The 26,052-nt window shown below is 61.5% G+C and carries 20 protein-coding genes; 3 read left to right on the forward strand and 17 right to left on the reverse strand.

Features of this window, described 5'->3' with window-relative positions:
* Window positions 1-10: 10 nt before the first annotated feature.
* The 8 genes from ACXAH0_RS16300 to ACXAH0_RS16335 all read right to left on the reverse strand — a co-directional run bounded on the left by ACXAH0_RS16300 (window position 11) and on the right by ACXAH0_RS16335 (window position 9,137).
* A complete protein-coding gene (locus tag ACXAH0_RS16300) occupies window positions 11-1,051 on the reverse strand; it encodes a 2-hydroxyacid dehydrogenase (RefSeq protein WP_475192873.1) in 1,041 nt (346 codons plus the stop codon).
* Complete coding sequence (locus tag ACXAH0_RS16305) at window positions 1,048-2,601, reverse strand: FGGY family carbohydrate kinase (RefSeq protein ID WP_475192877.1); 1,554 nt, start codon at window positions 2,599-2,601, stop codon at window positions 1,048-1,050. The genes ACXAH0_RS16300 and ACXAH0_RS16305 overlap by 4 nt, the downstream gene beginning before the upstream one ends.
* Window positions 2,598-3,731: an ABC transporter ATP-binding protein gene (locus tag ACXAH0_RS16310; RefSeq protein ID WP_475184997.1), complete on the reverse strand. Its 1,134-nt coding sequence runs from the start codon at window positions 3,729-3,731 to the stop codon at window positions 2,598-2,600. Before ACXAH0_RS16310 ends, ACXAH0_RS16305 begins: the two co-directional genes overlap by 4 nt.
* Window positions 3,728-4,825, reverse strand: a complete 1,098-nt coding sequence (locus tag ACXAH0_RS16315; RefSeq protein WP_475192880.1) for an ABC transporter ATP-binding protein — start codon at window positions 4,823-4,825, stop codon at window positions 3,728-3,730. Before ACXAH0_RS16315 ends, ACXAH0_RS16310 begins: the two co-directional genes overlap by 4 nt.
* Window positions 4,826-4,829: 4 nt before the next feature.
* Window positions 4,830-5,687 (reverse strand): carbohydrate ABC transporter permease, encoded by an 858-nt coding sequence (locus tag ACXAH0_RS16320; RefSeq protein ID WP_475184988.1) that lies wholly within the window; start codon window positions 5,685-5,687, stop codon window positions 4,830-4,832.
* A gap of 3 nt (window positions 5,688-5,690) precedes the next feature.
* A complete protein-coding gene (locus ACXAH0_RS16325; protein ID WP_475184985.1) occupies window positions 5,691-6,614 on the reverse strand; it encodes a carbohydrate ABC transporter permease in 924 nt (307 codons plus the stop codon).
* Window positions 6,615-6,680: 66 nt separating this feature from the next.
* Complete coding sequence (locus ACXAH0_RS16330) at window positions 6,681-8,120, reverse strand: ABC transporter substrate-binding protein (protein ID WP_475192882.1); 1,440 nt, start codon at window positions 8,118-8,120, stop codon at window positions 6,681-6,683.
* A gap of 27 nt (window positions 8,121-8,147) precedes the next feature.
* Window positions 8,148-9,137 carry a sugar-binding transcriptional regulator gene (locus tag ACXAH0_RS16335; RefSeq protein WP_475192883.1) on the reverse strand — a complete coding sequence of 330 codons (990 nt, stop codon included), beginning with the start codon at window positions 9,135-9,137 and terminating at the stop codon, window positions 8,148-8,150.
* Between the two features lie 20 nt (window positions 9,138-9,157).
* Between ACXAH0_RS16335 and ACXAH0_RS16340 the strand changes: the two genes are divergently transcribed.
* The gene (locus ACXAH0_RS16340) at window positions 9,158-9,514 is read left to right on the forward strand and encodes a hypothetical protein (protein ID WP_475192889.1); all 357 of its coding nucleotides are present in this window, start codon (window positions 9,158-9,160) and stop codon (window positions 9,512-9,514) included.
* Window positions 9,515-9,806: 292 nt separating this feature from the next.
* Here the strand turns inward: ACXAH0_RS16340 and ACXAH0_RS16345 are convergent, their stop codons facing one another.
* The 6 genes from ACXAH0_RS16345 to ACXAH0_RS16370 form a co-directional block, all read right to left on the reverse strand.
* Window positions 9,807-10,358 carry a metallophosphoesterase gene (locus ACXAH0_RS16345; protein WP_475192893.1) on the reverse strand — a complete coding sequence of 184 codons (552 nt, stop codon included), beginning with the start codon at window positions 10,356-10,358 and terminating at the stop codon, window positions 9,807-9,809.
* A gap of 120 nt (window positions 10,359-10,478) precedes the next feature.
* Window positions 10,479-11,402: a LysR family transcriptional regulator gene (locus tag ACXAH0_RS16350; RefSeq protein WP_475192899.1), complete on the reverse strand. Its 924-nt coding sequence runs from the start codon at window positions 11,400-11,402 to the stop codon at window positions 10,479-10,481.
* Window positions 11,403-11,417: 15 nt separating this feature from the next.
* Window positions 11,418-12,419, reverse strand: a complete 1,002-nt coding sequence (locus ACXAH0_RS16355; RefSeq protein ID WP_475184949.1) for an ABC transporter ATP-binding protein — start codon at window positions 12,417-12,419, stop codon at window positions 11,418-11,420.
* A gap of 3 nt (window positions 12,420-12,422) precedes the next feature.
* A complete protein-coding gene (locus ACXAH0_RS16360; RefSeq protein ID WP_475192903.1) occupies window positions 12,423-14,120 on the reverse strand; it encodes an ABC transporter permease in 1,698 nt (565 codons plus the stop codon).
* A gap of 13 nt (window positions 14,121-14,133) precedes the next feature.
* On the reverse strand, window positions 14,134-15,087 hold the full coding sequence (locus ACXAH0_RS16365; protein WP_475192906.1) for an ABC transporter substrate-binding protein: 954 nt from the start codon (window positions 15,085-15,087) through the stop codon (window positions 14,134-14,136).
* Between the two features lie 887 nt (window positions 15,088-15,974).
* Window positions 15,975-17,327, reverse strand: coding sequence for a lactonase family protein (locus ACXAH0_RS16370; protein ID WP_475184932.1), 1,353 nt, complete (start codon window positions 17,325-17,327; stop codon window positions 15,975-15,977).
* A gap of 111 nt (window positions 17,328-17,438) precedes the next feature.
* Between ACXAH0_RS16370 and ACXAH0_RS16375 the strand changes: the two genes are divergently transcribed.
* Both ACXAH0_RS16375 and ACXAH0_RS16380 read left to right on the forward strand, forming a co-directional pair.
* Entirely contained in the window at window positions 17,439-18,287 is an 849-nt protein-coding gene (locus ACXAH0_RS16375) for a LysR family transcriptional regulator (protein WP_475192910.1), read from the forward strand.
* A 190-nt stretch (window positions 18,288-18,477) separates the two neighbouring features.
* Window positions 18,478-19,296 (forward strand): substrate-binding periplasmic protein, encoded by an 819-nt coding sequence (locus ACXAH0_RS16380; RefSeq protein ID WP_475192914.1) that lies wholly within the window; start codon window positions 18,478-18,480, stop codon window positions 19,294-19,296.
* Window positions 19,297-19,489: 193 nt separating this feature from the next.
* On the opposite strand, the gene ACXAH0_RS16385 is transcribed toward ACXAH0_RS16380, so the two are convergent.
* From ACXAH0_RS16385 to ACXAH0_RS16395, 3 genes are read right to left on the reverse strand one after another with little or no spacing between them, the layout of a single operon-like run.
* The gene (locus ACXAH0_RS16385) at window positions 19,490-21,175 is read right to left on the reverse strand and encodes a hydantoinase B/oxoprolinase family protein (protein ID WP_475192918.1); all 1,686 of its coding nucleotides are present in this window, start codon (window positions 21,173-21,175) and stop codon (window positions 19,490-19,492) included.
* Entirely contained in the window at window positions 21,172-23,250 is a 2,079-nt protein-coding gene (locus ACXAH0_RS16390) for a hydantoinase/oxoprolinase family protein (protein ID WP_475192922.1), read from the reverse strand. Before ACXAH0_RS16390 ends, ACXAH0_RS16385 begins: the two co-directional genes overlap by 4 nt.
* Before the next feature lie 57 nt (window positions 23,251-23,307).
* Window positions 23,308-26,049, reverse strand: coding sequence for a molybdopterin-dependent oxidoreductase (locus ACXAH0_RS16395; RefSeq protein ID WP_475192926.1), 2,742 nt, complete (start codon window positions 26,047-26,049; stop codon window positions 23,308-23,310).
* Window positions 26,050-26,052: the final 3 nt, after the last annotated feature.

The following is a 26,052-nucleotide window of genomic DNA, read 5'->3' on the forward strand; positions in this document are numbered from 1 at the left end:
GTTTCTCTCCTCAACACGGATTGAGTGGCGGCTCACCGGCCAGCCAGCGTCTGACTTCTTCAGCTGCCTTGGCAGCCGCGATCCGGACAGTTTTTAAGGACGCGCCCGCGATATGCGGGGTCAGGGTGACATTGGGCAGCCCGAGCAGCGGCCAGTCGGGCGGCACCGGCTCGATGGCAAAGGTCTCCAGCATGGCGCCACCCAAATGCCCCTCCGCCAGAACCTCATGGAGCGCGTCATAATCCATCAGCGGCCCGCGGGCCGTATTGACCAGAACAGCCCCCGGTTTCATGGCCCGAAGCGTGTCCGCATTCATCATGTTGCTGGTCTCTGCCGTCACCCTTGGGTGCAGGCTGACCACGTCGGACAGGCTGAGCAGCGTGGCCAGATCCACCTTTTCCACGCCGCCCTTGGCATCGTCTGGGTCCAGCTGGACATAAGGGTCGCAGACCAGAACCCGGGAGCCGAAGGCCCGCAGCAGCTTGACCACCCTTGTGCCGACCGCACCATACCCGATAATGCCGACGGTCATGTCGGATAATTCGTCCCCGGTCACATCGGCCCGGTAAAGGTCGCCGCGATAGTCGCCCTTGCGCAGGGCATCATGACCTTTTGTGATGTTGCGGGTTTCGGCAATGATCGCGCCGATGGTGAATTCGGCCACTGCAGACGCATTTCGGCCCGGCGTGTTCACCACTGTAACGCCATGCTCGCGGGCGGCCTCCATGTCGATATTGACCGGCCCACCCCGTGAGACTGCAACCAGCTTGAGCGCAGGCAGGGCTTCAAACATCTGCCGTGAGAGGGGCGCCAGATGGGTGACCAGAACCGGCGCATCTTCCACATGGGCAATCACCTCTTCAGCTGTGCCCATATATTCCTTCAACCCGTCCATACCGGCGACCGCGTAACCATGCTCCATGGGCTTGTCGGGCCAGGGCTGCTCCAGCTTGTGACAGGCCACCTGCGCCCCGCAGGCCTCCTGAAGAGCCGTTTCGAACATGTCGGGCAGCATGAACCGGTCCCCGATGATGGCGATCCTGGTGGTCATGCCAATGCCTCCCGCATCTTGGATTGCGCCTGCCAGACCGGTCCCATGGCCTGTCGCGTGGCCAGATAGCCTTCAAAAAGCGCGTCATAGGTTCCGGTCAAGCTGCTGTCAGGCTGGTGCGGGCCGTTCAACAGCGGATGCACCCAGCGGCAGGTGGCTTCGGCCGCATCCTCAAAGATCCCCTGGGCAAGACCTGCGATCATGACCGCCCCGGCCGCCCCGGCCTCTGGCTGGTTGACCGTACGCACGGGCCGGTTCAGGGCCGAGGCCAGCAGATGGACGAGGGCAGAAGAGCGGGCTGCGCCGCCACTCAAGCGGATCTCGCGCGGGGTCTCACCAAGGGCGGTGTAACAATCGCGGGTGGCCAGCACGAGGCCGTCATAAACCGCCCGCACCATATCGAACCAGCCGCAGCCTTGATGAAGGCCGGTAAAGCTGGCCCGGGCAGCCGGGTTGGCGAACGGGCCCCGCTCCCCGGCTGCGGAAATATAGGGGTGGTAAAGCGCTGCGCCCGGCCGGGCCGCCAGAACCTTGTCATCCAGACCGGCCAGGAGATCAGACCGGCTGCGGCTTACGCCTTCGCTGGCCAGAAGCCCGGCCGCCAGATCCAGCAGCCAGTCAATGTTGAGCGTTGCCGCCATGTGGGTCTGCATCTGGCCGAAGGCTTTACCCGGCAACGCCATGGTGTAGCCCGACCGGTCCGCATTCAGGCAGACAGAGGCCGCATCCGGGGCAAAGCGCATATGCATGCCGGTGGACCCCAGAACCGAAAAGCCTGGCATCGCCTCAGCGTCATGGAGCCCGGCGCCAAGGGCCGTGCAGATCACATCCACATAACCAAGGGAAACGGGCAGTCCCTCGGGCAGACCAGTCTCTGCGGCAGCCCTGCGGCACAGGCCATGAGCCGTTTCGGCGCCATCGACGATGGGCGGCAGCATCGGGCGCAGAGGGGCAAGGCCAAGGGCCTCCAGAACCTCGTCATTATAGGTCCGTGTCCTGTAGTCCCCAAAGGTGAAAACCGCTTCGGTCGGATCGCTGGCCCGCTCGCCGGTGAGGCACAGATAGAGCCATTCCTTGCAGTGAAGCGCAGTCTCGGCTTTTTCGAGAAGCTCTGGTGCATGACGGGTCATCCACAAAAGCTGCGTGCGCATCTGGCAGACATTTACCCCCGCCCCGGTGGAACTGTAGATCGTCTCGATCCCGGATGAGGCGCTCAGCTCCTCCGCCTCCCTTGCCGCCCTTGCGTCCAGCCAGAGCCAGCCGTCATGCACCGGGTCCCCGTCCCGATCCACCAGCCAAGTGCCGTCCCCTTGAGCGGTGATCCCGAGGGCCAGCACGCGCCCCGCCCCAACGGTCTGGGTGACTTCGCGCAGCACCGCTGCCGTGTCTGCCCATGTCCGCCGCATATCCTGAACCACCCCGCCGCCGGGTAGGCTCTCATACGTGTTGCGCCGGCTTGCTGCCGCAATCTGACGGCCACTCAGATCGAACGCCACCGCCTTGATGACGGACGTGCCCGCATCGACACCGATTAGAACGTCGCCGCTCATCCGGCAGCCCCTCCAAGACGGGCGCCGGGGCTTTTGCCATGGCTGAGCGCCTCGCCGCTGGCGCTGTCAAACAGGTGCAGGTCCTCAGCCGCGATGGCGATACCGATGGTTTCCCCTTCTTTGAGGGGGAGACGGGCATGCTCGACGGAGACAATCGCGCGTCCGGCAAATTCGGCAGCGATATGGGACTGATCGCCAAGCCATTGATTGACGAACACCCTTGCGGGTTGTCCGCTCGTGTCCAGGCGGACCGCATCCGGACGGATGCCGACCGTCACCTCCGCCCCTGCATCAAGATGGCCGACCACCTGGTCCGGAAACGCGCCTTGCTCGAAGTCCAAAGCCACCCCGCCCTCCAGATCGAACTGAACCCGGCCCTGGCGCAGACTGGCCTTTGCGGGAAAGACATTCATCGGCGGCTCGCCGATAAACGTGCCGGTGAAGAGATTGGCCGGCCGTGTCTTCAAGGCCGCCGGACTGTCGAATTGCTGCAGCTCGCCATTTTCCATGACGGCGATCCTGTCGGCCAGCGCATTGGCTTCCGTCTGGTCATGGGTGACAAGAATGGCGGTCAGGCCCCGCTCCTGAATGAAATGCTTGACCCGCCCGCGCAGCAACGCCCGCAGCTGGGGTTCCAGCTGGCCCATGGGCTCGTCCAGCAGATGCAGGGACGCGTTGCGGATAAGGGCGCGTGCGAGCGAAGCCCGCTGCTGCTGCCCCCCCGAGATGGAGGAAGGATAGCGCTCCAGAATGTCTTCAATTTCCACCAGACGGGCCACGTCCCGCACCCGGTTGTCCACCTCGCCTGCCGCCAACCGCTCGCCTTTCAGGGCAAAAGCGATGTTCTCGTAAAGGGTCAGCGGCGGATAGAGCGAATAGCCTTCAAAGGCCATCGCCACCCCGCGCCGTGCCGGTGGCAGCGTGTGGATCTGCTTGCCATTGAGCGCGATGGCGCCTCCTGTCACCCCCTCGAACCCTGCAATCATGCGCAAAGTTGAGGTCTTGCCGCAGCCGGACGAGCCCAGAAGGGCAACGATCTCGCCTTTTTCGATCTCCAGATCGAGATCCTTGACCGCATGAACTACGCCGCCATAGACCTTGTTCACCCCGGAAAGCGTCAGATAGCTCATGCGGCCTGCTCCTTTGCATCGGGCACGGGCACGATCCGCTCGCCGGTTGCCCGGTCAAACAGGATTGCCCCATCACCGTCCACCTCAAGACAGGCCAAGCCGGAGGACGGAGCCTCTATGCCCGCCGGGCGGGAGACGAAAATCTCCCGCCCCCGCTTGGTCTGGGTCAGGGTGACGATTTTCTCGTTGAACGGAGTTTCGGCCTCGATCTCCACCGGAATGCCGGTACCGGCAAAGCTGAGCATTTCCGGCCGGAGGCCGACGATGGCCTCGCTGCCGACAAAGGCGTCATAGCCTGCGGCCAGACGCACTTTCTGGTCCGACAGGCGGACAAAGACCCCGAGTTCGTCGCGCTCCGGTTTTACATCCAGAAGATTAATCACCGGATCCCCGAAGAGCTGGGAAATCGTGGTGTTGGCCGGGCGCAGATAGATGTCTTCCGGCGTGCCGATCTGGACAATGCGGCCCGCATCCAGAACCGCAATCGTATGGCCAAGGGCCATAGCTTCCTTGTAGTCCTGGGTCACATAGATGACCGTTGCGCCCTGCCCCGCCAGAAGCCGGGGCAATTCCAGGCGCATTTCAAAGCGCAGCTTGGCATCCACATTGCGCAGCGGATCATCCAGCAGCAGGACCTCCGGCTCGGCCACCAGGGCGCGGGCCAGGGCCGTGCGCTGTTTCTGCCCATTGGAGAGGGCTTTCGGCGCGTGGCCAAGCACATGGTCAATCTTCAAAAGCTCTGCAATCTTGCGCACCCCTGCACTTACCTGCTCCCTGGTGGAGCGGCGGGCCCTCAGGGGGCTGGCAATGTTCTCCGCCGCCGACATGTGCGGAAACAGCGCAAAATTCTGAAAAGCCATGCCGAGATTGCGCGCTTCTGGCGGCAGGTCCGTCACATCCCGGCCGTCCAGCAGGATCCGGCCCTCTTCCGGATCAACCGCCCCGGCGATGCAGCGCAGAAGCACGGTCTTGCCGGAACCGGACGGGCCGAACAGGGCCAGGGTCTCGCCTTTCGGGACCTCAAGCGTAAGGTCATCGAGCACTTTTTCGGACTTGAAGGTCTTGGTCAGGGACTGGATCTGAATACCGCTCATGGCCTCATCCTTTCACGGCACCAAGGGACAGGCCCTCGACAAGATAGCGCTGCGCATAAAGCGCCAGAGCAAGAGTGGGGGTGATGGACAGCACGACCGCAGCGGCAATCTGGCCATATTGAATGCCGCTGGCGGTGACAAAGGCGAGGGCGCCAACGGTCACCGGCTGTTTGTCCGCGCTTGCCAGAACGAGGGCGAAGACAAAATTGTTCCAGGCGAAGATGAAGGCCAGGAGCGCAGCCGCCGCAATGCCCGGCCCGGCCAGCGGCAGCGCAATCTTGCGGAAGGTGGACAGCCAGCTGTGCCCGGCAATGCGGTAGGCATGCTCGATATCCTGCGGGATATCCTCAAAATAGCCGCGCACAATCCATAGGATAAGCGGCAGGCAGATCAGCTGGTAGACCCAGATCAGGCCGATATAGGTGTTGGCCAGGCCGATCTGCTGGAAATACATGGTCAGCGGCAGCAGCACCAGCAAGGGCGGGGCAAAACGGAAGCTGAGCAGGGTGAAGGCAATGTCCTCCGATCCGCGGAACTTGTGCCGGGCAAAGGCATAGGCCGCCGGAACGCCCAGCACCAGCGACAGGGCGACGGAGCCCACCGACAGGATCACCGAATTCATCAGATTGTGCATGAAGGCGATGTCCATGGAGGCGACATTGCTGTCCAGCCGGCCGGCAATGATCGCCGCATAGTTGGACAGGGTCGGCTGGAACACCATGGAAGGCGGCGAGCGCAGGATCGTCTCGTTGGTCTGCAGGCTCATGAGCACGATCCAGAGGATCGGGAACATGAAGAAGATCACGATCGCGGTCAGGGCAATGCCCCGGAGCACCCGCTCAAGCGGTGAATACTGGTGCATGGCTCAAGCCTCCCCTCTGGCGCGTTCGCGCAGGCGCAGCCAGTTCTTGATGAAGAGATTGGACAGGACAAAGGTGATCGCCCACAGGATCAGAAGCAGGGCAGCAGAGCGGCCCACATTGGTGGACTGGAAGAAGTTCAGATAGGCCTCCACCTGGAACACCATCAACCGGTCGCCGGGCCCGCCCTGGGTCATGGCGTAAATGATGTCGAATTGCTGGATGGAATCGAGCAGGCGGAACAGGGAGGCGGTCAGGATATAGGGCAGCAGCATCGGCAGCGTGATGCGCCAGAACTGCTGTAGCCGGGGCACCCCGTCGAGGGCAGCCGCCTCAAAGGGCTGTTTGGGCAGGGAGCGGAGCCCGGCCAGAAGCAGGATCATGATGAAGGGCGTATAGACCCAGATATCCACCAGAATCACGGTCAGAAGCGCGGTAGAGGGATCTGAGCCCCAGCGCATGTCGCCGAACCCCAGAACCTGCGCAAAATAGCTCAAGATCCCGAAATTCGGGTTGGTCATCAGCTTGAACATGAGCGCGGCCAGCGCCGGGGCCGTCATCAGGGGCATCAGCAGCATGATGGAGATGAAATTGTTGAAGGTGGAGCGCTTCTGCAACAAAAGCGCGATGGCCAGGCCCAGCAGCAGCTCCAGCCCGACCGTCAGCCCCGCATAGACCAGGCTGACCTTCAGCGTATTCCAGAACGAGGGATCTGTAAGGAAGTTGAGATAATTCTCGCCCCAGTTCATGCCCCTGTTCCAGGGCTGGGACAGACGGTAGCGCTGGAGCGAAAACCAGACCGCCGTGAAGAACGGGATCAGGATCCCGATACAGACCAGCAGGGCCGGAAGGCTCAGGAGATAGGGAAACAGCTGTCTCGAAACCCGGATGCGCGTCGGCGCAGCACGGGCCACGGTGTCATTGGCCATGTCTTAAAAACCTGGTCGGGTCACAGGAGGCGGGCCGGACAACCGGCCCGCCTTGCGAAAGGGGGCTCAGCCGAGGCCGGCTTCCTTGAGCTGCCGGTTGACGCTGGTGGCCAGCTGGTCCAGCCCTTCATCCACCGGCACTTCCTTGGCCACCATCTTCTGCAGCGTGGCCGCCCATTCGGTGGTCAGATCGAAGAACAGGGGCTGGGCGGTGAACTTGATGGATGCACCCGGTGCGGACGCGTCATACATTTCCACATAGCCCGGATAGGACCTGTTCAGGCGGTCGCGGAAGCCGCTGTCGGCCCAGACCGAATTGCGCACCGGGTCGACAAAGTCCATCTGAGTGGCCCCGAACAGGGCGTGTTCGGGCCCCGATGCCCACTGCATGAAGTACCAGGTGGCATCGAGATCCTTGGAGAATTTCGACATGGCCAGGGACCAGATCCAGATATTGGGCGTCGGTGCGCCATTGCCGGAGGCGGCAAAGGGGGCATAGGCCAGTTTGCCCGCCATGGCGTTGTCACCGCCATTCATGAAATAGCCGAGAATATCGGCGTCATAGATCATGCCGGATTTGCCTGCGCCCAGATCCGTACCGACCTGATACCAGGTGTGGGTGGACCAGTCGGCCGCGCCGGAATCCTGGATCATCTTGACCCATTTGGCATGGAAATCCTTGGACCCGGCCGTGTTCATGGCCGCCGACAATTTGCCATCGCCGCTGACATTCAGGTCATGTTCGCCCAGATTGGCATAGGCGGACAGGAAGCCCGGATGGATGGTGGCCCAGCTGCGCGAGCCGCGCACGCCTATGCCGTAGGTCCCGCTGTTGGCCGCCTGCAGCTTGGCCGCCACCTCGATCAGCTCATCCAGGTTGGTCGGCACCTGCGCCCCCGCCTGTTCCATCATGGCGGCATTGTAGGTCAGGTTGTTCTGCTCATATCCCCAGGGAATGCACCATTGCTTGGCATCGTCGGAGCCGAGGGCACCGCCCGGCTTGCCGTTCCAGGCGCAGGATTTGCGCACGCCTTCATTCATGTCCGCCCAGTTGTATTGCGGATTGGTCTTGGACGGGTCGTTCAGCCATTCATTGTGATCGACGATCCAGCCCGCCGGACCATAGGTCCAGGTCATGTAGGCGCCGGTCATGAAGGCATCATACTCGCTGGAGCCGGAGGACAGGGCCGCCGTCACCTTGTCGAAATAAACATCCTCCGGGAAAATGTCATAGGTGACATCCATGCCCGTCAGGGATTTGAAATTGTCCAGATTGGCGATCATCGCATCGGTATAGGGATGCTTGTTGAGCAGCAGCTTGACCGATTTACCGGAGTGTTTTTTCCAGTCAAAATCCGCTGCCAGAGCGCGGGTCGCCGCCGCGTTCACCAGCATTCCGGCGCCTGCGGCCGATACGCCCAGGGCCGCCAGCGAGCGCAGCAGGCTGCGGCGGCTCATCTGACCCCTGATATAGGCGTTTACGAGGTCCTTCTCTTTCTCATACATGACGTTCCTCCCAGATCGCCCGCGGGTTTAAGCGGCTCCGGCGGCGCGGCGGCCGCTCAGACCCTCAACAAGACACCGGGCGGCTGCCTCGTCGATAATCAGTCCCGTCAGAAGCCCGCTGCAGAGCGCGGCCCTGACCGCCTCGACCTTGCCGAGACCTCCTGCAATCGCGACCACCTCCCGGCCGCGCAAGTCCTCAAGCGGCATGGCCATGGCCTTGCCGTCGAGCGACGTTGAAATCTGGCGGCCCGCGCCGTCCAGAAACTGTCCCAGAATTTCCGCGGCCGCGCCCTGCCCAGCCAGCTCGCCCGCGATCCCCTCCGGCCCGTAGGCAAGAGACCCGGCCGAGGTTTTCAGATCGCCAATGCCGACCACCGCAAGGTCACAATCCTGCATGCGCCGGAACGCATCGCGGACCATGGACTGGGACGCCAGCACCGCCTTGTCCTCTGGCGAATCCGTGAACAGCGGCGCCGGCATCAGATAGGCCTCTGCGCCGGTCACCTGCGCCAGCCGGTGGATCACATCATAGGGGTTGGCCGCCAGCGAGCGGGTCAACCCGCCCAGCAGCGAGACAAACACCGTTGAGCCCGCCTCCCGGCGTTGCATGGCCTCCACGGAGGCGGCAATGGTACGCCCATGGCTGACACCGATGACCTTGTGGCTCTGCGTGTCCAGAAGCCGGGTCAGCCAATGGCCGCCCAAAGCTCCGAGAGCTTTCAATGGGATCGGGCCCGGCTCGCCCAGATCCATGGCCACCCGGCACATGGTCAGGCCAAAGGCGTCGATCAGCGTGTTTTCCAGCTCCACACAGGGCGCGGCGGAGGCGTCGACGGAAATGTGGACGAAGCCAAGCCCCTGCGCCTTGACGATCAGACGATGCGCGCGCGTTCCGGATACGCCAAGCCTGACAGCCACTTCCGACTGGGTCAGCCCGCCGACAAAGTGCAACCAGGCGGCCCGGGCGGCCAGCTCGGTTTCTTCCTGCAGTTTCAGATGCGACACACCTTTCGCCAAAAGGCCCTCCCAAGCCAGCCGTGCGTATTTTGAAATTTATTCCACAAATGAAATTAATTTCAGTTCGTCAAAAACGTCAACTAAATTCCGTTGTGCAGCGCAAGACCACCCGCCGCCGCCTCGTCGCAATCTCCCTTGATGGAGACCCATCTGGTGGCTTGTTCCAATTTGCCGGCAAGGCGCGAAGTGAAGCGCGGCCGATTGGCCGCTCAAGCATCGCAACGCCGTCCTGCAGGTTGAAACACGCCACACAAGGCCGCTGTTGCAGCACCTTCGGCCGGTGCATCGCCCGGTCTTTGATCGAACAAAAGATGCGGATCGTTTTAGTGGCGATCAGTTTTGCACTTCTGATCCGCTTGCGGATAAGCAACCGCTGATCTTGTTGAAGATCGTGCCCGATACCCGCATCGCGCTGCCATTTGCGCCTCGCCAAGCCCTCCAAAACCGGTCAGAGGGTGCTCTATCGGGCGAGATTGGTGGTCTAATTCCGTTCAAATGGTCAAGCCCCAAGCCTCTTTTGTTCCCACCGGATTCACGGTTGTCTTCGAAGTCATTCCCATCGGCTTGAGCCGGGCGCTTGATGATAGGACCCTTTAGCTTCGGCCTCCCAAGGTATAAGGCGCCCTTGCCGAAGTTCGGCGTGGCATCCAATCGCGCGGGTTTGCCTTCCTATGAGCGCGGCACCTCCGGGGCGGGTGGCTGGCGAGGGCGATCTTGCCGGTCCCTCATCAGGTCTTCCAGATTGACCGGTTTATACGCTGTCTGCTCGACACTGGTGCAAATATGCCGTAGCGTTGGCGCGGGCCGGTGGTGCAAGTGGCCATGGATGTTGCGCTCGAACCGCAGGCCCAGCCCGCTGCGCTCCGAAAGATCCAGGGGCAGATGGGTCAGAACCGTTTTGCTGTCCGCAAACGTCTTCCACAAGGAGATGCTTGCGAAGACCGCCGTCAGATGAGGTGACGCTGGATTGTCATGATTTCCCAGGATCAGATGCTTGCGGCCCTTTAGCCGCGCCAGCATCTGCCATCCTTCGCCGCTGAAGACATCGCCAAGGTGATAGACGACATCCTGATCGCTGATCCGGTCGTTCCAGTTGTCGGCGATACATGCGTTCATGTCCTCAAGACTGCGGAACGCCCGGGCGGTTTTGGAGCCGTTCCTCCCTGCCCCAAGAACCTCACAATCTCCAAAATGAGTGTCGGCGGTGACCCAAAGTGTCATCTTGTTTTCCTTGTGTCTTGAGGACAGCGCCCGGAAGAAAGGTGCGGGACGCAAGAGCCCGGCGCTTGGGATCTTCCGCACGTCCGCCGGCAAACCGGCCCCGCTGTTGCAGGACCTGTTCTAGGCGGATGCCTGAGAAAGAGGGCTCTCCCGCCCGGCATTGCGCAGATTTTTGGCCAGGAACTGGGCCAGTTTGGCCGCAGCCGGCGACAGGGTGCGCTCGCGCAGCTTTACCAACCGCACATTGGCCGGTTTCATGTTGCGGATCCGCAGCAACGCAACATCGCCGTCGCCGTCCCCGCCCTGGTCATAAAGGGACAGTCCAAAGGTGATCAGCCCGCCCGAACGGCAGGCCCGGGCAATGGACGCATAGGTGTTGCTCTCCACCACGGGATGAAGAGAGACACCGTCTTCACTGGCCTGCCGGTCCAGCATCAGGCGCAGGCCAGACCCCTGTGGCGGCAGCACAACCCGGTGTTTTGCGATCTCCGGAAGACCCGCTTCCTTGCGCCCGGCAAGCGGATGGTCCGGAGACACGACCGCATAAATCTCCTGGTCCGCCGCCCCCAGGACGGCCAAATCGGGGTGGTCCGGCAGATTGAGGCAAAGGGCAATGTCGGAATGGAATTCCTGCAGATCGGTGAGCGCCCGAGCGGAAGAGGAATGGTTGACGGCGACGGTCACTTTCAGGTTTTTCTGCTGGAACTTGGCCAGATACACCGGCAGAAAGCTCTCCAAAACCGATTGGCTCGCGCAGATCCGCACATGGCCGATGGTCGACTTCTTGATGGCCAGAAGCTCACCGCGCACCTTTTCCAGCTCCGCCAATTGCGCGCGCGCATGGACAGCAAGATATTGCCCGGACGGGTTCAGCCGCAACCCCCTGGAGGTGCGTTCAAACAGATCCACGCCGAAATGTGCCTCCAGCGCCAGGATCTTGCGGCTGAGCGCAGACGAGGTCATCGACATGTGGTCGGCGGCCTTGCGGATGGAGCCGAACTGGGCAATGGCGTCCAGGATCTTGAGGTCATTCAGGGTCTGCATCTGGCGTTCCGGACATCAAGCTTCCAGGGGAACAATCTGGTCTTTGCGAATACTCAAGGCGACCTCTTTGCTTGGGTCCGGCCGTGTGTCCGAAAAGAAGGTGATGCTGTGGCCCTTCAGGCCCACGGTGACCTCAAACCGGCCATCAATGAACACCATGTCCTCAATGCGGGCGGTCACGTCTCCGTTGTTGTCCACAATCTGCACCGCATTTCTGGGCAGAAGGCCCCACTCCGCTGACGCCGCCTCCGGACCGCTGCCCTCAAGCGCCAGCAGCGTGCTGGGCAGAATGTTGCCCGCATTCAAGAATTTGGCAATTTCCCGCGACCTGGGCTTGGTAAAAACGTCCAGCGGCGCCCCGGCCATCTGGATCTGGCCGGACACCATCACGGCGATGCGGTCGGACAGGATCTGCGCCTCGCGCCGGTCATGGGTGACATTGATACAGGTGAGGCCGAACTGCTTGGCCAGCTTGCGGATCTCGTGGCCCAGATCGTCGCGCAGGTTGGAATCAAGGCTCGCCAGCGGCTCATCCAGCAGGATGACTTTCGGCGACAGGGCCAGCGCCCGGGCAATGCCGACACGCTGGCGCTGCCCGCCCGACAGCTGGCGCGGAAACTTGCCCGCCTGGTCCGACATCTGCACCTGCGCAAGCACCTCGGCAACGCGGCGGGCGATGTCGGCCTTGGCCCAGCCATAGCTGCGCAAAGGAAACCCGATATTGTCGTCAATCGACAGATGCGGCCACAGGGCATGATCCTGAAAGACAAAGCCGAATTTCCGCGCCTGGGCCGGGACAAATCGGCCCTCGGCGGCCGCATCAAGCTTGGTATCGTTGTAGACCAGCGCGCCGCTGTCTGCCCGCTCCAGCCCGGCAAGGATCCGGAGCAAGGTTGATTTTCCGCAGCCGGACGCGCCCAGAAGGGTGACGAATTCACCTTCCTCAATATCCAGGGAAATGCCCTTGAGGATCTCGGCCGGCCCGAAGCTTTTGCGAAGGTTCTCGATCTGGATCACGGGTCAGTGCCCTTTCTCGCCGCGCAGGCTGTGAAGATAATTTCCAAGGGCGATGAAACTGCCGGAAATCAGGACCGAAACGATGCTCATCGCCATGGCCATGTTCACGGAGCCCTGGTCGAACTGGTTGAAAACAAAGGTTGAGACGGTCTCAAAACCCGGCGGGGTGAGCATGAGCGAGGTGACCAGCTCGCGGGAGGCAATGGAAAAGACAATGAAACCGGCGGCGACCGACACCCCCAGCAGCGCCGGGCCGTTGACCCGCCAGATCACGCCGAGATCCGTTGCCCCATAGACCACGGCAGCATCCTGCATGGACATGGGCAACTGGCGCAGCGTGCCGGTAATCATGCGCACAGGATAGGGCAGCAGAATGCAGGTATAGGCCAGCAGCATGATCCACCAGGTGTTATACGGGGTCCAGGGCCAGAAGGCCTGGTTCCACACCAGGATCAGTCCGACTGCAACGGTCATGGACGGGATCGCGTTGGGCAGGGTTAACAGAAAGTCCAAAGGCGCCGACAGGGCGCTGCGCCATCTTACAATGAAAAACGCTGCCAGAACGCCGATCACGACCGAAACCAACGCGGTCACGGTGGCCAGATGCAGACTGGTCAACAGCGCATCCAGCGCATCTTCCTGGGTGGTGAACAGCTCCACAAAGGCGGAAAAATTCAGGTTCGAGAGGGTAAGCCCCGCCGTCATGCGCTGCATCATGGCGCTGAGCAGTATGGAAAGCAGCGGCAGGAACACAGCGACAAAGGCGATCACCGACAGCACCCCATGGCCGAGGGCGGTCCAGAGCGGGCCGAACTGCGGGCGGGAGGATTGCGCCTGAACTTCATCGACGCTGGTTGCCACGTGCTGCGTGAGCCGCAAATGCAGGAAATAGGCACAAAGCGCGATGACAATCAGGATCAGCGACAGCACCGAGGCGCCCGGAAGGTCGATCGGCCAGTCGCTGAGCTTTTCGTGGATATAGGTGACCACAAAATCGATACCGGCCCGGCGGCCCAGGATTTCGGCCGTGCCGAATTCCTCAATGGACAGAATGAAGACCAGAAGATTGCTCGACACAATCGCGGTGCCGACCAGCGGCAAAACAATGCGGAAGAGGCGGCGCAACGCGCCTGCGCCAAAGACGCGGGCCACCTCGTCATAACGCTTGCCGACAATCTGCAGCGAGCTGGACGTGGTGAAATAGACAATCGGAAACAGGTTCAGCGCCATCACCGCGACAACACCGGAAAAGGTGAACAGGACAAAGGTGAGATTGAACCCCAGCAGCTGTTCGATGAACCCGTGCCGCTGGCCAAGCTGGATCCAGGCAAAGGCACCGGTAAAGGGCGGGATCAGGAAGGGAACCAGGAAACATAGATCCCAGATGGCGCCGCTGCGCCCCAGATTGACCCGGATGAGCGCGGCAATCACCGCAATGATGGTGGCTATGGCGCAGACCGACAGAGCCAGCGAAACGGAGTTGACAACTGCAGGCACGAGCCGTGGGTCCGCCAGATGCGGGCCCAGATTGGTGAAGGCCCCGGCAAAGGACAATTCGTTCAGTTTGGGAAAGATGGCAAACAGGACGATGGCCAGGATCGGCAGAGCCACGACGGCAAGGGCGGTGCCCATGGTCGCGGTGAAAAGGGAGGCGCGGATCGCGCCTCCCGACCGGACCTGGACCGGTTTGCGGGGGGCCATTTGCATCACGTGCTTACTCGACCAGGCCTTTGAACGTTGCCTTGGTCTTGGCCGCATCGGCTGCGGCTTTAACATAGTCAAACTCGATCAGGTTCAGCTCGTCCCAGCCGGCCCGCTTCGCTTCGACATCGGTACGCGCCGGCAGGATCAGGCGCTTGGCCACGAGCGCCTGACCTTCATCGGAGAGCACAAAATCGACGAACTTCTCGGCGTCTGCCAGCTGATCGGTCGATTTCGGGATCATGATCGGGCGCGGCGCAAGAACGGTGCCGCTGGACGGATAGACGACCTCGATGGCCTCGCCCTTGGCCTTCAGGCCCAGCGCGATATAGTCCACTGCACCGAAGACGACGCCGCGTGCGCCGGAAAGGACCGGGTTCAGGGCGGCCTTGTTGGCGCCCGGCACGATCATGCCATTGGCTTTCAGTTCTTTCAGCAGTGTCCAGGTGCCGTCGGCGTCGCGGCTGGCCAATCCCTGCACCAGGGTGAGAGCGGAGCCGGAGGCCGACGGATCCGGCATGGTGACCATGTCACGGTAAGCGTCTGCGGTCAGGTCCGTCCATTCGGCCGGCGCGGGCAGGCCCAGGGACGTGTTATAGGCGATGGAGAGGGCCGCGGCGCCCTGGGCCACATAGTCTTCCGTCTTCAGGCTGTCTGGAACGGTTGCCGCATTGGGGGAGCTGTAGGAAACCAGCTCTCCGGCCTCCGACAGGGTGATGGCATGGCCCCAGGAGGCAGAGATGATGACATCGGCCTGCGGGTTGGCTTTTTCGGCCTGGTAGCGGGCCATGACCTTGCCCGAATTGGACTGGAAGAGATTGACCTTGATACCAGTCTTGGCGGTGAAGGCTTCGGCCAGTGCTGACGAAAGCGGCTTCGGACCGGCGCTGTAGACCGTCAGGTCTGCTGCGGACGCGGCCGTCGCCGTCATCAGGACGAGCATCGAAGTCGTAAACATGCGGATCATTGTTCGGCTCCTGTGAAATGCGGGGCTGGGAAAACTGCTTGGCCCGTTGCCCCGCGACTATGCGGAGCGCCCGTGTTGCCAGCAAGAAGAGAGGCAAACGTATTTTGAAATAATCGTCCCGTTTATCGGGACAATAAGACTGCGCCATATCATGGATATGCGACAGTTTTTTAAAGGATCAGGAAGTATTTTCCCGATTTTACGACGTTTTTGTGACGACTCAACCCACGTCCGCCCTCAGCACTCCATCCAAGAGCAGTCGATAACTGTACCGTAAATCGTGACACTTTAGAGAAATACAGGACGCCTCACAAAGGCCCTGGCCGTGCAAGCAGGCCGCCGTTCTTGCTCAAAAGCGCCCTGATATTCCTGCATTCGAAGTGTGTCCTCAAACAAATAAAAGACAGCGAAGCAAATCGAACAAAATCATCTAGAAATGGTTGTTTTTATGCAATTCGGGCTGGAAAACGCCTCGAACAGGGCATGCCCGACGCCGCCTTTCTGCATCCGCCGCTACACACCCCCGGCCTGTCTGACACCTTCTTGCTGTCCAGGCCGATGGCACTGTTTGACGGCAATCAGGACCCGCTCAGGCGCAAGCAAGAAGACTGCCATCCCATCGGGACGATGGCTGAGGCAAACCCTCGAGGCTGGATGCCAGGCCGGGACATCGGTCAGTGCGCCTTGTAACTCGGGAGGCCAAAGGCATACCAAAGCGCGCCGCGTTTCAAGGAAAATAGACTGTTCTGCCCTTTGCGTTGACCTCTTTGAAGTCAGGCAGCGAACGGCCCACCTTATGAAACGCGGCTTGCTTTCAAGGCTATTACCCGTTTGTGCGGACAGACGCCCCGCCGGAACAGTCCGGGTCCGTGACTCTGGCCGACGCCCTAACGCGCGATCACCATGGAATGGGCGCCCCGCGTCACCGGCACGGTATAGCCGGTCTTGATCAGTTGGGTGTTGCCCGGATCCAGCGGATCGCTCTGAAGCCGCCAGAAGTCGATACTGGAGCCTTCTTTGCGGTCATCAAAGTGATCATAGTTTGCGACTGCCAGATAAGAGCTGGAATTGTCGAACACCGCAGCTTCGGGCAGAATGCCGTCATAAGCGAATGTTCCCACTTCGGTCAGGTCGCCGGTCTCCTGGTCAAGCGCTGCCAGGGTGATGGACGAATACCAGGTAATCCGCTTATCGTCATAAGGCAGATAGCTGCGCTCCAGATTGGTTGTGGCCACCCAGCGCCCGTCCGGAGACACGGCGAGCCCTTCAGGTGATACTCCCGTCAGACTGCGGTCAACAAAAGCATGGCGCACGGTACCGTCTTCACGCGTTTCTGCATTCATGCGCACGGTCAGAACCGAGCCGCGCGGCGCTTCCGTCCAAAGACCCTGAATGTCGGGACCCCAATAAAGACCGCTCAGGACAACATGCTTGCCGTTGGGCGTGAAAATCGCGCGGAAAGGCGCCCGTTCAATATCAACCACATTGCCGAAAGGTTCGACTGCTAGATCCTCCGTGACACGCGCGAAGCGCAGCGTTGCGCCCCCTGTCCCGTCGACCAGCGCCAGAATGGGCTCGGCCGGGTGCCAATCGAGATCAATCAGCCGCTGGCTCGTGTCCCAGCCGTCGATCTCCGGGCGCACCATCTCCCCAAGCCGGCCATCGGCAAAGCGGTATAGAGCCAGGGGCGCATCCTTGCCCCCTCCGGCCGGATGGTAGCTGACCGCCAAGAGGGAGCCGTCTGGGGAAAAGCGGACAGCCTCCGGACGCGCCGGGCCTTCTATTTCCTGCACGGTCCTGGGGCTGGCCGGGTCTGACAGGTCAACAACCGTCAGCCGGTTGCCGAAGGCAAGATCGCTGAAGCGATGAACCTCATCCGTCTGAGGCCGCTCGGTCCAGGTTTCAATCACCACCGCATAACGGCCATCCGGCGACAGGTCGACCACGGCGGGCGGCCCGCCGACGGAATTGGAGGCAAACACCTCCTGGGCGCGCCAGCCGCGCGGATCGCCCTCCAGCGGTATGACGGCCAGCGTATCGCGCCCCTCGCGCGGCCCCAACAGACCGTTGACATAGGCCGAGGCGACCATGTCGGCGTCTTGCGCCGACACCAGAAAACGGCCTTTAAAATCCATTGGTCCGCGTGCGTCACGAGATCCGGCCACCTGAGCAGAAGCAGAGGCAGCCAGACTGGTGGATAGAAACAGATTGATGAGCAAGGTCTTCACGAGGTTCTCCATGTACCGGGGTCCTAAAGAACTTGATCCGGGAGGATCGGAATATAAGTTTGGGATATGGAAGCCGTGTTTCGATGCTTTCAGCTGAGAAGTTCGATAAAAAAAGGTTATCGAATGTTTGCCTTGCTCGACTATGAAAGTGTGATTGCCATTGCTGAAGAGGCGCATTTCGGCAGGGCAGCCCGCCGGTTGAATATCACCCAGCCAGCCTTGTCCTCTCGGCTTCGGCGCATTGAGGAAGAACTTGGCGTCAAACTGTTTGACCGGGACCGCAGCGGCGTTGCCGCAACGCCAGCCGGCGTACAATTTGTCGAAGGGGCGGAGCGGGTGATTGCCGCTGCGCTGGAAACCGCGCAATCAGCGCGCAATGCCCACGCCGGGCTAGGTCAGACCTTGCGGATCGGCATGACCCAGGTAGCGGCCTATCAGATCCTCATTCCGACGCTGACCGCCTTCCGGCAGCACTACCCCCATGCGCGGGTCAGGCTGGTTGAGGGAACGACCGCCGGGCTGGAAAAACGCCTTGAACAGGGCACGCTCGACGCTGCCTTTCTGCATCCGCCGTTGCACGCCCCAGGCCTGTCTGAAACCTTTTTGCTGTCCACGCCGATGGCACTTTTTGACGGCGATCCGGACCCGCTCAGGCGTAAACCCATGATCGCCTATCCCAGAGCTGAAGCGCCCGTGCTGATGGGGGCGCTCGCCCGTCAGGCGCAGCAAGGTAACGGCGAATATCCCGCTGCCGAAGCCGATACCATGCTGGGTGCCATCATCCTGTCCCGGGCCGGGTTCGGGCCATTTGCCGCCACTGCCGACTATCCGACACCGTTCGACAAGACGGACGCCTGCCTTGCGTCATCCGACACAGGCCTGACGCTGGACACTGCGCTTGCCCGGCGCCTGCTCGACCGGCGCCCCATGATAGAAACGCTGCTCAAATCTGCCCTGGCGAGCGTTCAATAAAAACCGGCTCGCGCGCTTCACAACCTTCACCGGAATGTCAATTGCTAAAGTTCCGCTAGGAAATTGAATACTGAATTCCTTCAGTTGTTAAAGAAATTTCAACAGTTCTTTTTTGTTCTTACACTGTTGCCGTTTTTGTCACGGCTGAGTAGCGTGTGACAACAGCAGAAAAATTGCAGGTTTGACGACTATGAAAGTGGCCGTAAAACGCATATCTCTTCTCGTGTTTATACATCTCTCAGTGGTGCTTTCTGCTTGTCTGCAAATCCAGGCCCGCCCCTTGCAGATGGTCACCTCCAGCTGGCCTCCTTACTATTCGGCAGATTTGTCCAAGAACGGCTTTCTCACTGCGCTGGTTGCCGCAGCTTTCAAAGCCGTCGACCAGCCCGTCACCGTTAGGTTCGTGCCGTGGAAACGCGCCATGGTTCTGGTTGAAAAGACCGAAGCAGATATCCTCCTTGGCGTTCGCAGCACAGCGGACCGGAGACAAACCTTTCTCTTCAGTGACGTGGTCTACTACGATGAACTTGTGTTCATCGCGCGCAAGACCGTGGCGCTGAACACTTACAACAGCCTTCGGGACCTTCAGGGTTACACGATCGGTGTTGGCCGCGGCTTTGCTTACCAGACTGATTTCGACAAGGCCGATTTTCTGAACAAGGTCGAGGCCACCAACTATGACGACAACATCAGAAAACTGGTCTATGGCCGCCTGGATATGGTTGCCGGCAGCAAGGCCCCCAACTTGTTTGCGCTAAAGCAACTTGTCGGGCCATCTCTTGGCGACTTCAAAATTCTGAAGCCGCCACTCAACCGCGCAGGCCTGCATATTGCCGTATCCAGAGATCTGGAGAACGGTGAGCAGATTATTGCGGACTTCAACAGGGGGCTGAAACAGATCCTTTCCAGTGGTGCCTTTGATGCCATCCTCCTCGATTTCGGCCAGACGTTGGACAACGCTCCGGGCACGAAGTCGTCAAATGAAGTCCCGGAAAAGCCAAAAGTTTAGCGCAAATCGCAGGTCACCGGATTTGCCTTTCACGGTGTGATATCAGAGACGTCAACGCAAAAGACAAATCGGTTTGGCTCCATCGGAAGGCGGCACGGAAAAGTACCGGCTTCAACAAACAAGAACCTATTGGCTGCGTCTTGTTTGTTGAGGCTGGAACAATGTGCAGGTCAAAGAATCCGCCGTCTGCCGCCTACGGCTCCACGCCGAAAGCCGATTGGATCTTGTCTTGCGTATAATATCCCAAGCGGACATCCTCGCGGATATCGGCAGGATCCCGGTGTTCCGGCGGGCCATAGCCACCGCCGCCCGGGGTGCCGACACGAACCCGGTCGCCCGGGCTCAAGGGAATATCCTGGGCCTTGGAGAGATGTTCGGGCACAATCTCCTGCCCGTTCTGCCAAACGGTCACCGTGTTCGGCTCGCCATCCTTGCCGCCAAGGGCCCCCTGGGGGCCGAAGCGGCCATGATCCATGACGAAGCTGGCAGTGGCCTGCCCCCGCAACAGCTCGATTTCATAGTCCAGCCCGAAACCGCCGCGCTGTTTGCCGGCCCCGCCGGAACCTTCCCGCAGCGCGTAGCGGTGATAGAGAACCGGGAATTGCTGCTCCATGATTTCCACCGGCGGGGCCTTGGAGATGCCGATGGTGGAACAGCCGTTGGAGAGCCCGTCATGATCGGAATTGCCGCCATACCCGCCGCCGGAAATCTGGTACATGACATACCCGCGCCCACGGGCCGGATCAAACCCACCCAGGGCGAAATTGCCGGAACTGCCAGCAGGCGCCGCCGTCACCCGGTCCGGCAGAGCCTCCACCAAAGCCGCAAACACTGCTTCTGCAATGCGCTGGCTGACTTCCGCTGCACAGCCCGAGACGGGGCGCGGATATTGCGCATCGAGAAATGTGCCCTCGGGCCTGATCACCTTGAGCGGCTCGAAGGCCCCGGCGCTGATCGGCACGTCGGGGAAGATGTGGCGCATGGCCAGATAGACCGAAGACAACGTCGTGGCGAGAACGGAATTCATCGGACCCCGACAGGGGGCGGATGAACCGGAAAAATCAAAGGTCAACTCGCCGTCTTTTGCGGTGATTTTCAGATCGATCACCAGCGGCTCGTTGACCACGCCGTCTGAATCCACGAATGCCCTGGAGCGGTAGGTGCCGTCGGGGATGAGGCGCAGATTGGCGCGCATCTGATCGCTGGCGCGCTGGCGCAGCTCCTCGATCGCCTCCTTCACCACCTCATCGCCATAGCGGTCGAGAATGCGGCCAAGCCGTTCAGCACCCACAAGCAGGGCTGCTGCCTGGGCCTTCACATCGCCGATGCGCTGTTCGGCAACCCGAATATTGGAACAGATGATCGCGTAGATTTCCGCGTCCAGCTGGCCCTTTTTGAAAAGCCGCACCGGCGGCAGACGCAGGCCCTCTTGCTCTACCGAGGTGGCCGAGGCGGAAAACCCACCCGGCACAGCCCCGCCCGTATCGGGCCAGTGGCCGGTGTTGGACAGCCAGCAGTAGATCTCTCCGTCCCGGTAGAACGGCATGGCAAAACGCACATCCATCAGGTGAGTGCCGCCAAGATACGGGTCGTTGACAATATAGATATCGCCTGGCTCCGGGGCGGCCACCTCGCCGCGGCCGATCATCTCGATCAGGGTGCGCGTGGAATATTGCATCGTGCCGACAAAAACCGGCAGCCCGCCTGCACCCTGGGCAATCAGGGATCCGTCCACGGCGGAATAGATCCCGTCAGACCGGTCATTGGCTTCGGCAATCACGGGGGAAAAGGCGGCCCGCGAAAAACTCAGATCCATCTCGTCACAGACCTGCTGCAGGCCGGACTGGATGACGCTCAAGGTGATCGGATCGATGCTCATGAGGCCGCTCCAAGTTCAATGATGATATTGCCGTCGGCATCCTGCACCGCCCGGTCGCCCGGGCCGATCACAATAGTGGTGTCCATTTGCTCGACAATGGCCGGGCCGGTCAACTCCGCATTCAGAGGCAGACGGTCGCGCCAATAGACGGGCGTTTCCAGCAAACCGTCAAACCAGACCTTGCGGTGGCCAGTCAGTGCCGCGTTCAGCGTTGCCGCCCGCCCGGCCGGGTCAATCAGCAGGGACAGGTCGATCTCGGCGCGGCGGCCGATGACGGAGCAATTGACATTGACAAGATTGGCGCGGATTTCCGGCAAGGTCACATGGAAACGGTTGAAATAGACTTCCTCGAAGCGGGCCTGCAGGTCCTCAAGGCTTGGGCGCGGGCCCGGCAGGGCAACGCGCAGAAGATGGGTCTGGCCGATAAACTGCATGTCGACGGAATAGATCTCGCGCAGATCCTCGATCTCGACATTTTCCTTTTCAATCAGAGCCCGGCCTTCTTTGGCCTGCTGATCGAACAGGGTATGAACGGTGTCAATCTCCAGCCCGGCCAGGGGCCGGTTGATCGTGTTGACGAAGTCATGGCGCAAATCAGCAACCACACAGCCCAGGGCGTTGGTAATGCCGGGCCGGGAGGGCACCAGCACTTTGGGCACGCCAAGCTCGCGGGCAATGGCGGTGGCGTGGAGCGGGCCGGCACCGCCAAAGGCAAAGAGCGCATAGTCGCGCGGGTCTTCCCCTAAGCTGATGGAGACCATGCGCACCGCATCGGCCATACGGGCATTGGCGATGCGCAGCACGGCGGCAGCGGCCTCTTCGGCGCTAAGGCCGAGCGGGGTTCCGATCTTTTCCTCAAAGATGGCCGCAATATCGGCAAGGGACACACGGGCGGCAACAGAATTGAGCTTTTCCGGGTTCATCCGGCCAAGCAGAAGATTGGCATCGGAAATGGTCGGCTCTTTGCCCCCCCGGCCATAACAGATCGGCCCCGGGGTGGACCCGGCGCTTTCCGGGCCAACCTGAAGGAGGCCCGCCTCGGTGATCCGGGCGATGGAGCCCCCTCCTGCACCGACCGTGCGCACATCCACCATAGGCACATGGATCGGCATGGCATATTCGATCTCGATCTCGTTGGAGACCGCCGGTTCCGCCTCCCGGATCAGGGCAACATCCGTGGAGGTGCCACCCATGTCATAGGTCAGGAGGTTGGGCATGGCGGCCCGGCGGCCGGTATAGGCTGCCGCCATGACACCGGAGGCCGGGCCGGACATGACGGTCTTGGCAGCTTCCGCCGCCACATGCCGGGCAGAGACCATGCCGCCATTGCCATTCATCACCAGCACATCATGGCGGTAGCCCTTGTCCGCCAGCTGTTCGGCCAGTCGCTCCACATAGCGGCGCAGCAGCGGCTGGACCGAGGCATTGATGGCGGCGGTCACACCCCGTTCAAATTCCCGGCTTTCCGACAACAGCGCATGGCCGAGGGTGATGTTCTGATTGGGCCAGATCTGTGCAGCGATCTCCCCGGCCCTGATCTCGTGGGCCGGATTTGCATAAGAATGCAGGAAGTGGATCACGAGGGCTTCGCAGCCCTTGTCCAGCAGTGCCAGCAGGGCGTCCTTCAAGGCTTCTTCATCCAGCTCCAGGCAGACGCTGCCATCGGCATAAAGGCGCTCGGGCACTTCCAGGCGCAGATCGCGCGGGATCACCGGCCGGAACGCACCCTTCATGCCATAGGGCTGGGGGCGGGTGCGCCGGCCAAGTTCCAGAACATCGCGGAAACCGGTGGTGGTGATCAGTCCGGTGCGGCACAAGGTGCGCTCCAGAACCGCGTTTGTGGTCGTGGTGGTGCCGTGGACAATCAGATCCAGCTCCGCCAGATGCGCCTCTGCCTGATCCAGCGCCGCCAGAACCCCAAAGGCCTGATTGTCCAGGGTGGTGGGCGTCTTCGCGAGCCGCACCGTATGGCTGTGCATGTCATAAAGCACGAGATCGGTGAAGGTTCCGCCAACATCGACCCCGGCCACATTGGACCCGGATCTGCCGGTGGAACTTGATGGGGGCACGTTCATGGATGTCTCTTAAATCTTTGTCTTGACCGGAAAGGGCGGGCAGCAGCCGCAGCACACTTATGCTTTGGCTGCGGCCTTGATGGCGGCGCGGATCTTGTCAGGGGTGGCGGGCATGTGGGCAACCCGCGCGCCGCAGGCATCCTTAATGGCATTCATGATGGCGGGCGCTGTTGGAATGAGGCAGTGCTCCCCCAGTCCCTTGGCACCATAAGGCCCGTGTTCATCCCCGGTTTCCAGTATGATTGTATCCACCGGCGGCACATCGCCGATGGTTGGGATCAGGTAGTCATGGAGGTTTTCCGTGCGCCCGGGCAGGAATTCCTCCATCAGGGCCAGACCGATGCCCTGGGCAACGCCCCCATGCACCTGGCCTTCCACCAGCAGCGGATTGATAGCCTTGCCCAGATCATGGGCTGCGGTGATCTTCAGAAGACGGACCGTGCCCAGCTCCATATCGACTTCCAGCTCCGCCATCTGGGCGGTGGTGCCAAACACCGCATAGGGCGCGCCCTGGCCATTTTCATCCAGCGGCTTGGTGGGCGGATCATAGGTTTCCTGAACTTCCAGCACATAATCGCCGTTGTCCGGCGTCAGGGTGTCCAGTTGAATATCCCGTTCGCCGCCGGTGTCGCGGACCCGGATCACGCCATCACCGGCACGGATCTCGGCAGTTTCCGCGACATTGGCCAGCCGCAATATCCTTCCCCGCAAGGCCTCTCCGGCCAGCCGGGCCGCATTGCCTGTAATAAAGGTCTGGCGGCTTGCGGACGTCTTGCCCGCATCCGGTGTCACATCCGTGTCCGGGCCAATGATCTCGACCTGATCGACAGGCAAGCCAAGAGCCGTCGCAAAAATCTGGGTAATGACCGTATTGGAACCCTGGCCAATGTCAGCCGCCCCCTGGTGCAGCACCACAGTGCCGCGTGCGGTAATCCCGGCCCGGATGATTGACGGGTTGGACATGGAAGTGTTGCCGCAGCCATACCAGCCGCCCGCCACCCCGACACCCCGGCGCAGCGGGCCGCCTTTTTTGTTGAAGTCCGCTGCCTCGTCCAGGGCCCGGCGCCAGGGTCCGGCCAGCGCATCGAAGCATTCGGCAATGCCCATGCCCTTTTCGAACACCTGACCGGTCACGGTCGGCTCGCCGTTTTTCAGCGCATTACGGCGCCGGAATTCCAGCCGGTCGATGCCCAGCGCCTTGGCCAGATCATCATAAAGCGGTTCCTGGGCCAGGGCCGATTGCGGCACGCCAAAGCCCCGGAAGGCGCCTGCGGGGGCCGTGTTGGTGTGCAGGCCGACGCTACGGGCCACATAATTGGGCGTCCGGTAGGGGCCAGAGGCATGGATCGGCACCCGGTTGGCGACCGTCGGCCCCCAGCTCGCATAGGCGCCCGTGTTGAAAACACCGTCAAATTCGACCGCAACAATCTTGCCCCTGGCATCCGCCCCGATCTTCATGGTGATCTCGGACGGGTGCCGCTTGGTGGAGGTTGTGATCGATTCCTCCCGGCTGTAGGTGATGCGCACCGGCCGGTTCAGGATCCAGGCGGCCAGCGCCGCATAGGGCTGGGCACTTAAATCCAGCTTCGAGCCGAAGCCGCCGCCAGTGGCCGTCGGCATGATGCGCACGCTCTCGCGCGGCAGGCCCAAAATCCCGGCAAGGCCGTCCCGGTTCATGAACGGGGCCTGGGTGCAGCAGGCCACCTCGATCCGGTCTTCCACCCGCCGGGCAAAGGCGGCTTCCGGCTCGATATAGCCGTGTTCGATAAAGCCGGTTGAAAAAGACCCTTCCGCAACAACTGCGGCGGTCTTCATCGCGTCTTCCGGCGCCCCGTGGCGGACAAAGCCCCGGCACATGACGTTGCCGTCCCGCTCCGCATGAAGCTTCGCCGCCTCTTCAGCCCCTTCAGGCAGCAAGACATGAGGCAGGGCCATGAAAGAGACCGGGAATTGCGTCAGATCAAGCGCATTCACCACCTCGCCGGGACCGGCAATGGCTGCTACAGCCTCATTCTTGAACCGGGTTTCACCCTCGGCAAAAACCGGCTGATCCTCAAAACCCGGGATCACTCCGAAACAATTGGCGCCTGGAATGTCGGCGGCCGTCAGGACAAGATCCAGCCCTTCGCGCTGCCGGTAGGCCTCAAGATCGCCAAAGACCACCTCCGCCCGGTGGTGCGGACAGCGCACGACCCGGACGGTCAGGGCGTCTTCGGGCGCAACATCATCGCCGAACTTTTCCGTGCCACGCACCTTGGGCAGGCCGTCGACGCGGGACATGGCCGCACCAACCCAGCCGGCGGGCGCCGGGACCGCATCCGGTCCGCATTCCATCACCGCATCGATGATCTTTCGGTAACCGGTGCAGCGGCACAGGACCCCGCCGAGGGCCTCCTTGACCGCTTCTTCCTCCGGCTGCTGCGTTGTGCGCAAAAGATGCACCGCTGCCACCATCATCCCGGGGGTACAGATGCCGCATTGGGCAGCCTGATGACGCTGGAACGACTGGGCCAGTGCTCCGGCCAGCGGATCGTTGTCAACCAGTCCCGCCAGGGTCTCCACCTTCGCGTCTTCCACCTGCCCCAGCGCCGTTGTGCAGGCACAGACCGGCAGGCTATCAACCAGAACCGTACAGGCCCCGCAATCCCCCGCATCGCAGCCGACCTTGACATCTCTTGCGCCGGCACGCTCGCGCAGGGCAAGCGACAGGCGTTCGCTTGGCGGGCCGTCAATACGGACGGGCTTGCCGTTCAGATCGAAAGAAATGCCGGTGTGGGTATCGTCGTCAATGAGCGCCATGAC

The sequence above is a fragment of the Roseibium sp. AWQ4_290 genome, from assembly GCF_056160985.1.